This window comes from Legionella jordanis, assembly GCF_900637635.1.
Classification (GTDB): Bacteria; Pseudomonadota; Gammaproteobacteria; order Legionellales; family Legionellaceae; genus Tatlockia; species Tatlockia jordanis.
This window is the reverse complement of the sequence record NZ_LR134383.1, coordinates 1,688,035-1,701,960: the sequence shown is the minus strand read 5'-3', so window position 1 is coordinate 1,701,960 and position 13,926 is coordinate 1,688,035. Positions and strand designations below refer to the sequence as shown.

The following is a 13,926-nucleotide window of genomic DNA, read 5'->3' as shown; positions in this document are numbered from 1 at the left end:
ATTTTCCAAAATGATTGGGCGATACCAAACTGGTTTATTTATTGCCATTAGATCTCTATTAAGGCAATTTCAGCAATAAGCTTTGAAGCTTATATTGATTTCGAAATAATGCCTTGCATTTCATGTTCTTCATTGAAAAATTTAACAAAAAAGGTTTTGGACAATTTTGGGTTTTGGCTATTGATTCTGGTAAATTCAGGTATAAACCCGCATTTCAGATAAAATTCAGGGGCTTGAAAGGCACTGGTGCAAAGATTAATGTTATTAAAGCCTTTTCCTTTGAAGTGCTCTTCAAGAGCTTGCAAGAGTATACTTCCATAACCACAATTACGGTGTTCACTATCTACCCATAGGTCGTCAATGTAAATTTCCGCAAAAGCCGTATAAGCGTTTATTACCGCACAAGCTTTATCATTCCCGTTGTATAAAATGAAGGAAAATCGCTTGTAATTGACGTCGACTCCATGTTCTTGCTCATAAGCAATCAAGTCATCGTTCATACGTTGCGCTAATTCATCACTAATTGAGTCTGTAATCTGAACTCTGGCTAAATCATTTTTCATGCTGGTACTCTAATGCTAAGCCTGTTAATCCAACCACAAATGATGTTTTTTATGCCAATCCTCAATGGATAAGGATGGATATTCTCGATATTGATGATTTTCCTTTCCTGATGGAATTTCACACCAATTGGCTGCATAGTCAAGCATAATGAGTATTTTTTCTGGCGGCTTGGGCAGTTTGCTATCAATAGCGGAAGCAAAAGGATGGATAAGGTCTGGCCAATTGGGATCCCACATCCATAAACAACTTGCGCAAATTTTGCAGAAATGACGCCGGCCGGAACTCAGCTGGGACTGTTCTTTTTTATGGGGATCAAAGCGCGCCTGATACACTGAAATGAATTCTTCCCCAATCACCTTCAGACTGTCTGCTACTCCCATGATATTGATTGCATAACCCCCGCCACCAGCTGTTTTACGACAAATGGAGCAGTAGCAGCGCATGTAAGGATAGGGTGAATGACTCTCACAACTAAACTGTACTGATTGGCAATGACAAGATCCTTTTAATTCCATATCAATTTCCTTAAACCTGGATAAGTATGATGGGCTTTTATCTGTATTTGTTCCATACAGTTTAGACTATGTAAATATGAATCTTTTTTAGTGTAATGGATTGAAAGTCAAGGTAAACCTTAGGAAGTACGGGTAATTCTTATTGTTCATTTGAAATTAAATATTGCAGCCATTGCTATACTTGTTAAGAAATATTGCATTGCTTCCAGGAAGCAAAACACATGGAGGTTCTATGAAAGCACTATGCTGGCATGGCAAGAAAGACGTGCGCATCGATAATGTACCTGATCCAACCATTATCAATGACCAGGACGCTATTATTCGGGTTACCGCAACCGCCATTTGCGGCTCAGATTTGCATTTGTACAATGGGGTTATGCCCATGATGGAGTCAGGCGATATCTTAGGTCATGAATTCATGGGTGAGGTGGTCGAAGTGGGTAGCGGCAATAAAAAGCTGAAAGTAGGGGATAAAGTTTTGGTTCCCTTCACAATTGCCTGCGGCAAATGCCAATATTGTAAACGAAAGCTTTATTCCCTATGCGACAATTCAAACCCCAATGCCGAATTGGCCAGAGTACAAATGGGGCAGGCGCAAGCGGCTGTATATGGTTATTCACATCTCTTAGGCGGCTTCTCAGGTGGTCAAGCAGAATATGTGAGGGTTCCTTTTTCTAATGTGGGACCAATTAAAATTCCCAACGATATACCGGATGATAAAGTCTTGTTTCTTTCCGATGTATTTCCCACGGGATATATGGCTGCTGAAAACGCGGACATCAAAAAGGGAGATACGGTTGCGATTTGGGGATGTGGGCCTGTTGGGCAATTTGCCATTCAAAGTGCCTGGATGTTTGGCGCGGGGCGTGTTATAGCCATTGACTGCCTTCCTGAACGTTTGCAAATGGCTGAAAAACTCGGCAAGGCCGAGATCATTAATTTTGAAGATGAAAACGTCTACGATGCTTTAATGGCGATGACTAAGGGAGTTGGACCCGATTGCTGCATTGACGCGGTTGGATGTGAGGCGCACGTTGGACCTACCTTCGATTCTTATGTAGATAGGGTGAAGCAAGCTACCTATTTAACTTCAGCACGTGCTCATGTATTGCGGGAAGCCATTGAATGCTGTGCCAAAGGTGGAACAGTGTCCATTCCCGGTGTTTACGTCGGGAATATTGATAATATACCTTTCGGGGCTGCTATGAATAAAGGCCTTACTTTTAAAATGGGGCAAACGCACGTACAACGTTACTTAGAACCGTTGCTCGATAAAATTTTGGATGGCGAGATTGACCCTTCAAAAATTATTACCCATCGACTTAAATTGAAAGATGCTCCAGATGGTTACAAAATGTTTAATGAAAAAGAAAATGGTTGCATAAAAATTGTCATGACGCCATAGGAGGGTTTATGGACATTTACGATTACCTGAAGCTGGATCATCAAAAGGTTTCAACTTTGTTTAAACAATTTAAGAGTACAAATTCAAAAGAGCGACAAAAACAAATTATTGATTTGTTAACTGAAGAACTGACCGTTCACTTACTCGCTGAACAAGATATGTTTTATCCGATTCTTGAAGAGGATTGTCGAAGCAGACATGAGGCTTTTCATGGCTTAAAGGAGCATCAGGAAATTGAGGATCAAATTCATGCTGTAAAACAAAATAGCTCAGCTAAAAATTGGCATGATAAAGTATTAAAGCTTAAGGAGCTGGTGGATCATCATGTGAAGGAGGAAGAAGGGGACATGTTTGACAAAGCCAAAAAAGTGCTTTCAGAAGCTGAGGCTTGTGCTCTAAAAGAAAAGGTTCACTTTCGCAAAATGAAGTATAAAGATAACTTAAAAAAATCGAAAACGGTTGATTAATTTGTTGTTTTGCCAAGATAATTTATTAGGTCTGGCATTATCCATGCACATTGAATGGAGTTTACGTGTATTGAGAAGGCTAGATCAATCCTTAATGGCAATTGCCTGATTTCAAGGGGGAACCATGTTAAATGAAACGGAAATAATCTGGCAAAACGGCAAGCTTATTCCCTGGGCAGAGGCAAAAATACATATTTTATCCCACAGTGTGCATTACGGTGGTGGCGCGTTTGAAGGCATTCGCTTTTATCAAACCGAGGATGGCCCCGCCATCTTTCGTTTGCAAGATCATGTGGAACGTTTATTTTTTTCATCTAATGTTTTAAAAATGAACTTGCCTTATACCTTGCATGAAGTCTCTGAAGCCATCATTGAAGTAGTACGAAGTAATAAAATCGAATGCGGCTATATAAGGCCCATTGCTTTCTATGGTTATGGCAAGATGGGAGTAAATCCGGTTGGTAATCCGGTTGAATTATTCATTGCCTGTTGGCCTTGGGGAGCTTATCTGCCGCATGATGCCATTGATGTTAAAATCAGCAGTTATATTCATGTACATCCTGATTCAACCGTCGTCCAGGCTAAGTTATGTGGTCATTACGTCAATGGAATTCTTGCTTCTTTAGAAATTCAAGGCACTCCTTATCATGAAGCCCTATTTGTGGATAGCAATGGTTTTATAACTGAAGGGGTAGGCGAAAATTTTTTTATGGTAAAGAATGGAATTATTCACACGCCTAAGCTTGGAGGGATATTACCTGGTATTACCAGAGATACCATCATTCGTTTGGCGCGTGATTTAAACCTGCAAGTCCTGGAACGAGATATTCCCGTCAATGAAGTGTATGAGGCAGATGAAGCGTTTTTTACTGGAACAGCCGCAGAGGTAACCGGAATAAGATCCATCGATGACCGAGTGTTAGGGGCAAGCAACCAACAATCCATAACGGCAGCCATTAAGCAAGCCTATTTTGATCTGGTTCGAGGTAAAAATAAAGCCCTGGAACATTATTTAACCTATGTTAATTCAGGGCAAACTGAACGGCAGTGTATTGGCTAAGGGAACAGTTTGCAGTTTAATTGATTAAATTCAATTAAACTGCATTGTTAAAAATCCATAAGCAATTTATGATGGATTCTTGTTTACCACTTTCCCTTTGATTTTCGTGACTGGTTATCTTCTCTACCTAGCTATTACCCTGCTTGTTTTAAAATTTGTTCACTTATTTCACCAAAGATTCAAATCCAACCTCCTGTACGCTGATAGAGTTGAATATTTAGCCCTGCTCAGAGATATGGTAAAAACAAAAATGCATGCATTGGATGAACAGGACATGCAAAGTCGTTTTATGAAATTCATCGCTAATCTTGGGCAACAATCTTTGACGAAACAAGGAATTGCTTATTTTAGACTACCTGATTTTCGGCCCGTATATGTTATCTCAAACCCTAAGCTCATTGAGCAATTATATTCTGCCTCAAGCCAACACAAATTCAGCCAAAAAAAATTTTTTAATCGTTTGGCCATGGTATTGGGGCCGAATAATTTAATGTCCTCAGATTTAGGCTCCGATTTTCATCGGCAGGTTCGTGCAAGCATACTTTCCCGAAATGAAGCGATAAGGCCACAATTGGCTATGCATGTAATGGATTTTTTTAAGGAATACCAAACTAAGCAAAGAGAAAAACGACAAACCTTGGCAACCTTTATGGACGCCTTATCCCGAAAAATATTATTGGTTACTTATTTTGGTAAGGAAATCATCGATGAATTTGAAGAACTGTATCAACCTCACTTGACTAAGCAATTAATTGAATGCCTGTTTAATCTTGATCCAATTACTGACAAAGACAGTAAAAAATTATTGGCCCTTAGAAATGAAATTTTTAGCCTAAGTTGTAGACTTATTTTTTCTCCTGAGTTGAATTCCATTTTACTGAAACCCGATAGCTGGCTTGTGCATTTGCTCAAGACCCATTTAGCGAGCTTTAAAGAATTAAGAGCAGAGTTGGAGGATATATCGGTTCGCCCTGAGGTTTTGGATGCAGAACAATGTCAAAAGCTATTAAATTACGCTCGCCAGAAAGGCGATAGCACGACACTTTCGCGCGCGGTAAGGGATGTGGTGAATGAAAGCCTTTTCATACCCCTGCTGGGCTTTGATGCCACTGCCACGACATTAATTGCTGCTTTAAAGATTGCCATTCAAGATAAACGTGTGTACAAGATTTTAAAACAGGAAATACAAGAGCATCATGCAAGCAGTCAATATGTCCTTCGCTCGGCTTGGGACAGTGATCAAAAAAGGCCTTTAACCTATGCTGAAGCTGTAGTATTAGAGGCTCTTCGAATTGCCCCACCGGCCATGCTTATTCCGGAAATGGTTAGAGAGCCGATAAAGCTCAAAATCGAAGGGGAGGAAGTGATTCTAACAGCCAATTCCTTATTATTTATCCCTTTGGAGAGTGTGCATAAGCAGCCGGCGAATTTTCCAGACATTCCTTTGTCCGCACATGGGCAAAAAATTCTTGGCAAACCGGTAATTAAATCTTGTGATATTTTCCCTGAGCGATGGTTGCCCCAGTCACTTAGCGGAGAGCCTTATCATTTGAATTTTTTTCAAAATTCCCCTTCAGAGCTTTTCCCAAGACAATTAGAAAAACAAGGCAGATTCCTGACGTTTAAGACTGGGGCCAGGCGTTGTCCAGGTTTGCGCCTTGCCTTCACGGAAATCCTGCTTACATTAACCATGCTTCATCACTATGAAATTGAATTAGAAGGTGAGGAGGAGTTGCATCTCAGGTTTAATTATCATACCGCCTTGCAGAGAAATGGAGGGAGTGGATTGATAACGCTGCAAGCCGCAAAACAAGCAGAAAACGTATTTCGTGAGAGGGAAGCACGTGAATTCAAAGCCATCGAAAGAAACAGGGAAGCTACATTTCAGAAGGGAGGAAATAAACTGGAGACTATTTCTGAAGCAGACAGCCCTACTTTTTCGAGCATGAATCTTTAAGAAGAAACTGAAAAGGAACCCATCTTCATAGATAAATCCTTAGTAGAAGTGATGATGGATATTTGCTCTTGCAAAGAAGCAGGGCAATAATCCAGATGATCATTTACAAATTGCTCGAATTGTTTGTTATTGAATGCTTCTTCAACTTCTGCCGAGCTAAACGTTACTTCTTCGCTTTCATTGAATTCAGTTCCAGCGCTGTTAATTTCCCTGAAAATTTTTGCAGAGACTTCTTGGACTGCCATATTGGAGGTGTTTTCCATGAAAGCAAGCAAATTGAGCCGAAGTTGCCTACTAATTTCTAGCTTATTTACGTCGATTCGTACCCCGTAACGTTGATCTAAGCTCTTATAATGGGTGTTGCTGTAGCCCGTTTGAATAAGGAGTAATGGATTTATAAGTTTTTTAGCCAAACATTCTAACGCAGGACCATAGGCGCAAGCTTCAGGCTCAAAATGTCCGCTAGCCAGATTGAATAAAAAATTATTATCAGTTTTTGCGATGGCTCCTGCAGCCAACACCGGAGGTGTAGTGCCATTTTTGATGTCTAGTGCTTTTCGTAAAAGTCCACTATGTGTCAGTTTTTTACCAGTTTGTGTCCTTTGCGGAGCAAAGTAGCAATGACCGGTTTCGGTGATGACATAGAGATAAGTCGTTCCGTTGTGGAGTTGTTTGGGATCCTGCAACAACTCCACATTGGTATAGTCATTGTCTTCCATACAAATGTCCTGAGAGTTATTGAATGTTGGCAGTAAGTTATATCTCTTATACGAAGCTAAAAGTTTTTCCTCCAAAAAGGGCACAGAGGTTGTTTGTTTGTCCGTCGCTTGCCTGGTTAGAGCCAGTTCGGAAATCATGAGGTCTAATAACACTTCCTCTTCTCTATTAACCACTACATATGGGATTCTCAATTTTTGACAAATGAACTGTAAGCTATGCAACAGGGAATAATCATCTGCAAAATTTTTGATTGTTTCATTAACGAGAGTAAGAAGATCTGTAGCCTTTGGATTATCGGCATTGGCTAACATTTTGCTCACTTTCAAGGCGTTAGGGTTAGATCGAGGGTGAAATATAGAGAGATTCCGTTGTGAGGAGCTGCCCAGGCAATAAGATTGTAATACGCGCTTGACATTGTTGAAGTCAGAATCTAAATGGGACCAAAAACGCTCTAATTTGGCATTAAATACATCGTCTTGATCCATTTCAGTTTTAACGCGCATCGCGGCTATCCTCATCTGTACATGAAAATAGTTTGACACAGTTAACTTAAGAAAAGATTAAAAATTGTTCAGTTGGTGCTATTTATTTTCTTTGGCAAACAGGTATCATTAGAGGCTCATCGGCGTTTGTCTTAAGAAAGGTCTCACACTATGTCATGTCTAAATTCTTTGGCTTTTGCCTTCGGTAAGCCTATTTCCTCAGGTCAAATAAAGGCTTCACCTGAAGATTTTCAGGTTCGTGAGATCTTGGGGTTTGAACCCAGTGGACATGGCGAGCATTTGTTTTTACAAATTGAGAAAATCGGGATGAACACAGAGGAGTTGCATAAAGCCTTAGCCCGCACTTTGGGAAAATCTGAAAAACTGATTTCCTATGCGGGATTAAAAGATAAGAATGCTTTAACGACTCAATGGTTTTCGGTTCATTGCCCAGGAGAAGAAATTCCTTTCGCGAACGAGCTTAAAGGGGATGGCTGGAAAGTCATCAATAGCCAGCGTCATCTTAAAAAATTAAAAACTGGTGCCTTGTTGGGGAATGAATTTCAACTTGTTATTCGTGAAGTGCATGATTTTTCAGACCTGGAAAAGCGTCTGGAGTTGATAAACCAACAAGGTGTTCCAAATTATTTTGGAGCTCAGCGATTTGGTTATGAGGACTCCAATCTGCTAAAAGCTGAGAAACTGCTGTTTAATCAAATCAAAGTCAAAAACCGTTTTTTAAGAGGAATCTACTACTCTGCGGCTCGTTCTTTTTTATTTAACCGAATTCTATCGGAGCGTGTTGCTTGTGGAAGCTGGAATAAAGCGCTGGCAGGGGATGTCATGCAATTAGCTGGAAAAAACAGTATCTTTCCAGAAACCAACCCAGATGAAGAAATTGCGCGAAGAATCCGCGAAGGCGATATTTCTCCGGCTGCCCCTCTTTGGGGTGTTGGGGAGAATAAGGTGGTGGGAGAGGCTCTTGAGCTCCAGAAGAAAGCACTGTCTTCTCATTGGGACTGGTGTGACGCCCTGGAAAAAAATGGTTTAGAGCTTGCTTACAGACCAATGGTTTTAAAAGTGGAGCATTTAAATTGGGATTTTGCTAAAGACAGCATTCAGTTATCCTTTAAACTCAAGTCAGGCTCTTACGCCACCTCGGTTATAAGAGAATTACTCTGTATTGATTTTTAAATTAAATTCGGTGCAGCTGATACTAAATTTTGCTATGGTTAAGGACTCCTGCTCAAGAAGTCAAATTCAAGCGATACTCGACACAATTAGATCAATGGGACGTGCAATGTTCATCCACTCTCCAAAATTGCTCGAGGGCGACCGATAGTGTGATATTAAAGGGTCTGAATAAGGCAAATGCATCTGAGAGTTAGCATTATGAAAAAGAATATTATTCTAGTCATTGTAGCTTTTGCCATGTTTATGGAGGCGGTTGATACCACGGTCATCAACACGGCTATTCCTGTCATGGCCAAGAGTCTTAAGGCAAATCCGATTGATTTGAAGCTCGCTCTTATCAGTTATTTGCTTAGTCTCGCAATTTTTATTCCCATAAGTGGTTGGATAGCGGATAAATTTGGAGCTAAAAAAACGTTTATTTCCGCTGTTTTTCTATTTACTCTTAGCTCAATAGCTTGCGGTTCCACTCAGAGTTTAGAGGGATTGGTTCTCGCTCGAATTGCTCAGGGACTCGGTGGTTCGTTAACTCTGCCAGTGGGGCGTTTAATCATTATTCGAACCTGTGAACGTCATGAGCTCATCGCAAAAATGAGCATAGTAGTAATGGTTGCTGCGATTGGCATGATGTCTGGACCCGTAATAGGAGGATTTATCACGACCCATATTTCATGGCGCTGGATATTTTGGGTTAATGTTCCTATTGGATTGCTAACCATCGTTCTTGCGAATTTGTTGCTGCCGGCAATGCCCGCAAGGCCAGTGCATAAGCTGGATAAAATTGGTTTTGTCTTGTTTGGCAGTTCATTAGCCGCTTTAACTTTTGGTTTATCGTTATTCAGTGAATCCAGTGAAACACACTCTTATTCTTTGATGATTATTGCTGCTGCAATTTTGCTGATGTTGTTTTACATAAAGCACTCCAGGTCAAGCAAGCATCCGGTGGTGAAGATGGAACTGCTTGCGATCCGTACTTTTCGAATTTCAGTCATCGGCAATCTGGTTGCAAGGCTAGGTTTTGGTGGTTTACCTTTTTTGCTCCCATTATTAATTCAAATTGGCCTTGGTTTTTCAGCCCAGCTTTCAGGACTGTTATTAGCACCAATCGCTTTAGGTGTTCTGCTGGTGAAACCTTTGTCTCTTTCAATTTTGCGCTTATTTGGCTATAAAAATTTGCTCATTATAAATACGGTACTGGTTGCGCTTTCATTGTGTTCTTTCGTATTGGTTAGCTATTCCATGTCCTTGTATGGTTTAGCTGTTTTGACTTTTATCTACGGTTTCTTAATTGCTTTGCAATACACAGCAATGAATTCCTTAGCTTATGCGAATGTTCATGAAGACAATATGAGTTCGGCCACAAGCATAATGAGCACTGTCCAGCAATTGGCACAAAGCTTCGGTGTGGCGGTAGCAGCCATTTTAGTGCGAATTTTTTCAGGCTTTCATGAAGCCCATTTAACAGTGCGTGTATTTCATGAGGCGTTTTTGGGAATGGGATTGCTTACACTGTGCACCATTCCCATCTTTCTTTTCCTGAAACAGAATGATGGACATGAACTAATTGAAATCCCTGAAAGGACGCTTGAAGGGGAAAACGTGAGCTAGCGGGATTAAATGTGGTTCCTCAGCATCAGCTCAGCGGGATAGGGTGCTAAATAACTTTGGTTTTCAAGATAAGGTTGGGCATGATGCCTAAGGTGATGATTGAGAAGAGTGATTGGCACAATCAATGGAATCAAGCCTAGGCGATAATTATCAATGGATTCGAGCAACTCTTCCTTATCTTCCCTCGGCAAAACTTTTTTGAAATATCCAAAGCAATGCTGCAACACATTGGCGTGCTTTTTGGGTGTGGCTATAAATTTAAGGGCTTGCATGAGTTCAGAAATATATGCCTCAGCCAAAATGGCAAAATTCTCTTTATCCAACTGGCTGAGTGCCCGCCCAAGTCGGCTATAGCTTAAAGGATGGTGGGCTAAAAGGCTTAGTTTATGACGGGTATGGAAGGCAATTAGGGACGAAGGGTTTAAACCATTTTCCAATAATTCCTGCCATTCTTTATAGATAAATAAACGCTCAATAAAATTTTCCCTTAGCCGTGGATCCATCAGCCGTCCTTCTTCCTCTATCGGTAAATTAGGGTAGGTTTTTTCAAGAATTTTGGCATAAAGCCCTTGGGAAAGTTGGGGCTGTTTGCCTTCAGATTGATATACTTTTACTCGCTTCCATCCACAAGAGGGTGATTTGCTCTTTAAAATATAGGCACTCACATATTGGAGTTGCACCATACTCTCTTTTGCAAACTCAAGCATTTTACTGGTGTAATCCTTCTCCGGATGATTGATCTCAATCATTCGCGGATTCTGAGGATTACCAACCAGTCGAACTGGAGGCCTTGGAATCCCCATGCCAATGGCAACTTCCGGACAGATAGGCAAAAATTTGACATAGTTTGCAAGCAGGCTGCAAATGTAGTCATCCCGTTTGTGACCACCATCAAAGCGGACTTTTTCTCCCAGGAGGCAAGAAGAAATACCGATTAAAATGTTCTTTTGAAGATTGTATTTAACTTTGCCCATGATTGATGCACACTTATGCCATTCATTTATTCATAATAAAACAGGCTTTACATTAAGCCAAATCATGGAGAAAGTATGCAGGTAGCGGTTATGTGGTTCCAACAGGATTTAAGACTTGCTGATAATCCTGCTCTTGCCGCTGCTTGTGAGCGTTATGATTTAATTATTCCTCTCTATATTGCTGATCACTCTCTCGAGCAAATAAAGGGTACTGCTCAAGCATGGTGGCTTCATGAATCCTTAAGGCAATTACACATCCAATTACGTAAACAAGGGTTGGAATTATTTTACAAACAAGGTGATGCTTTATCTGTCCTGTCTAATCTGGTTAACAACCATTCCGTTAAGGCCATCTTTTGGAATCGCCGTTATGATCCAGCTCATGCAGGACGAGATAAACTTATTGAGGAGAAACTTAAGTCTCGAGGAACACAAATACTTATTTCAAATGGAAGCCTATTGCATGAACCGAACTTGATTTTAAACCAAAACCACAAACCGTTTCGGGTATTCTCAGCCTTTTGGAAGCAACTATTAAGTCAACTTGATCTTACAACCCGAAATAAAATAGCTCGTTGGCCAGAAAATTACCCCATCGAGGCTCTGACGCTTGAAGATCTAGGCTTATTGAGGTCAACTTTACCCTGGTCTAATAAGTTTGCAAATTACTGGCAACCAGGAGAGACAGGAGCAGGTGAACGTTTGACTGCATTCCTGGATAACAACATCAAAGATTACGCGATATGGCGTGATTACCCAGAAAAAGACATGGGCTCAAAACTATCACCTCATGTACACTTCGGGGAAATCAGCCCCCAGCAAATTTGGAAAAGCATTGAGCAAGTAAAGCCCTACAATGCGGAACAAAGGACTTCGATCACAAAATTTTTGCAAGAATTGGCCTGGCGTGAATTTTCCTACTATTTGCTGCATCATTTTCCATTTCTGGCCAAAAAGAGTTTTAAAGGCTCTTTTGATCATCTTCAATGGGAAGAAAGTCCTATTTTGTTTGAAAAATGGCGGAAAGGGTTAACCGGCTTTCCAATGGTGGATGCTGGTATGCGTCAGTTATGGGAGGTCGGGTATATGCCAAATCGAGTACGTATGGTCGCTGCTTCTTTCCTGGTGAAAGATTTATTAATCGACTGGCGAAAGGGGGCGGATTGGTTCATGCAAACCTTGGTTGATGCGGATGTGGCATGCAATGCTGTCAACTGGCAATGGGTTGCAGGTTGTGGTGTTGATGCCGCGCCTTATTTTCGTATATTAAATCCAAGTGTACAGATTGAAAAATTTGATAAGGATGGGGGTTATTTATGCCAGTGGCTTCCTGAATTAAGAAGGGATTCAAAAGGAAATATTGTCCGCAATTATCCAGAGCCAATCATCAATCATCATTGGGCAAGACAGCGTGCCTTGGATTTTTTCAAATCAACACGGATGAAGGATTGATTAGGGGTTTCACTCGGTTTTTCCCTCTGCACCTCAATTTAATTCATGTTTTCCATAGGGTAAACACAATCCTTCTGAATATTCAGCAAAGATAGGAATGTCCATAATCTTGATTGGATACAAGCTTAGTAAAAAATTATTTTATAATTTTAGGGATAAAAATGGGTTATTTTGGCTTTCGCTGGTTTGTTGTCTGTGCCTTAGGGTTGTTTTCCAATTATACTTCTGCCTCACCTCCATCTGTTAAAAATGTGACTGTAACCCTCTTTCAATGGCCATTCGAAGACATCGCTGCAGAATGCCCTAAATTAGCCAGTTTAGGATATGGCTATGTCGAAACCTCACCGGTTCATGAACACGTTCAGGGGTCACAATGGTGGGTTTCTTATCAACCTGTGAGCTACCGCATTGCAGGAAGGCTGGGTGGTGAAGAAGCATTTAAAAAAATGATTGCTCGCTGCCATCAGGCCGGTATTAAGATAATTGTAGATGTTGTTTTAAATCACATGACCAAGGGCGGGGGGCTTGGAACGGGCGGTTCTGTGTACAGCAAATACGATTATCCTGGTACTTACCAGGTACAGGATTTCCATTGGTGCCATTCGCCCATTTACGACTATCGCAACCGAGACAACGTGCAGAATTGTGAACTGGACAGCCTGGCTGATTTGGATACCGCAAGCCATTATGTTAGAAGTAACTTGGCTGCTTTTTTAAATCATCTGATTAGTCTTCAGGTGGATGGTTTCCGTATTGATGCTGCAAAGCATATTTCTGCAGCGGATTTAGAAGCAATCAAGGCTAAATTGAATAAGAATGTATTCTGGGTTCAAGAAGTGATTTATGGCGAAGGAGAAGCTGTTCAGCCTGAAGAGTATCTTCATTTGGGAGATATTGACGAGTTTCGCTACGGTAGGGATTTAAAGCGGGTATTTAATAACGAGAAATTGCATTATTTAGCAAATTTTGGTGAGGGTTGGGGTTATTTAGCCAGTCAAAAGGCTCGAGTGTTTATTGATAACTGGGATACTGAGCGAAATGGTTCTACATTGAATTACAAGGATGGTCAAAATTACATTTTAGCTAACATTTTTATGTTGTCTTACCCTTATGGCTCTCCTAACGTTTATTCTGGCTATCAATTTAGCAATGCAGATTCTGGTTCACCCGAAGCGAGACCCTGTTTTAATAATTGGTTATGCCAACATCGTTGGCGGGCACTTGCAAATATGGTTGCGTTTTACAATGCTGTCCAAGGGCAGCCTCTGACCGATTGGTGGTCTAACAACAATAATGCCATTGCGTTTGGCCGGGGCAGTAAGGGATTTGTTATTATTAATCACGAAAATCAAACTTTAAACGCAACGTTTCAAACTTCATTATGGCCAGGAGTGTATTGCGACATCATTCATGGAGATATCACGGACGGTGGCAAATGCACAGGTCCAAGCTATCAGGTTGATGCGAATGGAACATTAACAGCCTTTGTCAATGCCAATGATGCTCTTGCCCTTTATTCATCTTAGCCATG

11 protein-coding genes and 1 pseudogene are annotated in these 13,926 nt (G+C 40.8%); 8 read left to right on the top strand and 4 right to left on the bottom strand.

The features are described 5' to 3' along the window. Positions 1-89: 89 nt before the first annotated feature. Both EL203_RS07535 and EL203_RS07530 read right to left on the bottom strand, forming a co-directional pair. Positions 90-542 (bottom strand): annotated as a pseudogene (locus tag EL203_RS07535) (GNAT family N-acetyltransferase); the annotation flags it as partial. A 45-nt stretch (positions 543-587) separates the two neighbouring features. Continuing rightward, the gene (locus EL203_RS07530; protein ID WP_082888217.1) at positions 588-1,079 is read right to left on the bottom strand and encodes a GFA family protein; all 492 of its coding nucleotides are present in this window, start codon (positions 1,077-1,079) and stop codon (positions 588-590) included. Positions 1,080-1,311: 232 nt separating this feature from the next. On the opposite strand from EL203_RS07530, the gene EL203_RS07525 reads away from it, so the two are divergent. The 4 genes from EL203_RS07525 to EL203_RS07510 all read left to right on the top strand — a co-directional run bounded on the left by EL203_RS07525 (position 1,312) and on the right by EL203_RS07510 (position 5,968). Beyond that, positions 1,312-2,484, top strand: coding sequence for a zinc-dependent alcohol dehydrogenase (locus tag EL203_RS07525; protein WP_058470908.1), 1,173 nt, complete (start codon positions 1,312-1,314; stop codon positions 2,482-2,484). 8 nt (positions 2,485-2,492) lie between these two features. Continuing rightward, on the top strand, positions 2,493-2,951 hold the full coding sequence (locus EL203_RS07520; protein ID WP_058470909.1) for a hemerythrin domain-containing protein: 459 nt from the start codon (positions 2,493-2,495) through the stop codon (positions 2,949-2,951). Positions 2,952-3,075: 124 nt separating this feature from the next. Then, positions 3,076-4,011 carry a branched-chain amino acid transaminase gene (locus tag EL203_RS07515; protein WP_058470910.1) on the top strand — a complete coding sequence of 312 codons (936 nt, stop codon included), beginning with the start codon at positions 3,076-3,078 and terminating at the stop codon, positions 4,009-4,011. A 235-nt stretch (positions 4,012-4,246) separates the two neighbouring features. Continuing rightward, positions 4,247-5,968, top strand: a complete 1,722-nt coding sequence (locus EL203_RS07510) for a cytochrome P450 (RefSeq protein ID WP_126320105.1) — start codon at positions 4,247-4,249, stop codon at positions 5,966-5,968. On the opposite strand, the gene EL203_RS07505 is transcribed toward EL203_RS07510, so the two are convergent. Then, entirely contained in the window at positions 5,965-7,191 is a 1,227-nt protein-coding gene (locus tag EL203_RS07505) for a hypothetical protein (protein WP_058470912.1), read from the bottom strand. The two genes, EL203_RS07510 and EL203_RS07505, sit on opposite strands and share 4 nt — an antisense overlap. 150 nt (positions 7,192-7,341) lie before the next feature. Between EL203_RS07505 and truD the strand changes: the two genes are divergently transcribed. Both truD and EL203_RS07495 read left to right on the top strand, forming a co-directional pair. Next, entirely contained in the window at positions 7,342-8,364 is a 1,023-nt protein-coding gene (truD, locus tag EL203_RS07500; protein ID WP_058470913.1) for a tRNA pseudouridine(13) synthase TruD, read from the top strand. A 198-nt stretch (positions 8,365-8,562) separates the two neighbouring features. After that, positions 8,563-9,969, top strand: a complete 1,407-nt coding sequence (locus EL203_RS07495; RefSeq protein WP_058470914.1) for a DHA2 family efflux MFS transporter permease subunit — start codon at positions 8,563-8,565, stop codon at positions 9,967-9,969. Positions 9,970-9,974: 5 nt separating this feature from the next. On the opposite strand, the gene EL203_RS07490 is transcribed toward EL203_RS07495, so the two are convergent. Next, positions 9,975-10,943: a YbgA family protein gene (locus EL203_RS07490; RefSeq protein ID WP_064108382.1), complete on the bottom strand. Its 969-nt coding sequence runs from the start codon at positions 10,941-10,943 to the stop codon at positions 9,975-9,977. Positions 10,944-11,018: 75 nt separating this feature from the next. On the opposite strand from EL203_RS07490, the gene EL203_RS07485 reads away from it, so the two are divergent. Then, positions 11,019-12,395 (top strand): cryptochrome/photolyase family protein, encoded by a 1,377-nt coding sequence (locus EL203_RS07485; RefSeq protein ID WP_058470915.1) that lies wholly within the window; start codon positions 11,019-11,021, stop codon positions 12,393-12,395. 161 nt (positions 12,396-12,556) lie between these two features. Then, a complete protein-coding gene (locus EL203_RS07480) occupies positions 12,557-13,921 on the top strand; it encodes an alpha-amylase (protein ID WP_058470916.1) in 1,365 nt (454 codons plus the stop codon). The last annotated feature ends 5 nt before the right edge of the window (positions 13,922-13,926 follow it).

Bases quoted from the DNA above. Each gene is read 5' to 3' on its own strand.
- EL203_RS07510 (WP_126320105.1), top strand. From the start codon at position 4,247: ATGGTAAAAACAAAAATGCATGCATTGGATGAACAGGACATGCAAAGT.
- truD (WP_058470913.1), top strand. From the start codon at position 7,342: ATGTCATGTCTAAATTCTTTGGCTTTTGCCTTCGGTAAGCCTATTTCC.
- EL203_RS07530 (WP_082888217.1), bottom strand. From the start codon at position 1,079: ATGGAATTAAAAGGATCTTGTCATTGCCAATCAGTACAGTTTAGTTGT.
- EL203_RS07490 (WP_064108382.1), bottom strand. From the start codon at position 10,943: ATGGGCAAAGTTAAATACAATCTTCAAAAGAACATTTTAATCGGTATT.
- EL203_RS07520 (WP_058470909.1), top strand. From the start codon at position 2,493: ATGGACATTTACGATTACCTGAAGCTGGATCATCAAAAGGTTTCAACT.
- EL203_RS07505 (WP_058470912.1), bottom strand. From the start codon at position 7,191: ATGCGCGTTAAAACTGAAATGGATCAAGACGATGTATTTAATGCCAAA.
- EL203_RS07525 (WP_058470908.1), top strand. From the start codon at position 1,312: ATGAAAGCACTATGCTGGCATGGCAAGAAAGACGTGCGCATCGATAAT.
- EL203_RS07495 (WP_058470914.1), top strand. From the start codon at position 8,563: ATGAAAAAGAATATTATTCTAGTCATTGTAGCTTTTGCCATGTTTATG.
- EL203_RS07480 (WP_058470916.1), top strand. From the start codon at position 12,557: ATGGGTTATTTTGGCTTTCGCTGGTTTGTTGTCTGTGCCTTAGGGTTG.
- EL203_RS07485 (WP_058470915.1), top strand. From the start codon at position 11,019: ATGCAGGTAGCGGTTATGTGGTTCCAACAGGATTTAAGACTTGCTGAT.
- EL203_RS07515 (WP_058470910.1), top strand. From the start codon at position 3,076: ATGTTAAATGAAACGGAAATAATCTGGCAAAACGGCAAGCTTATTCCC.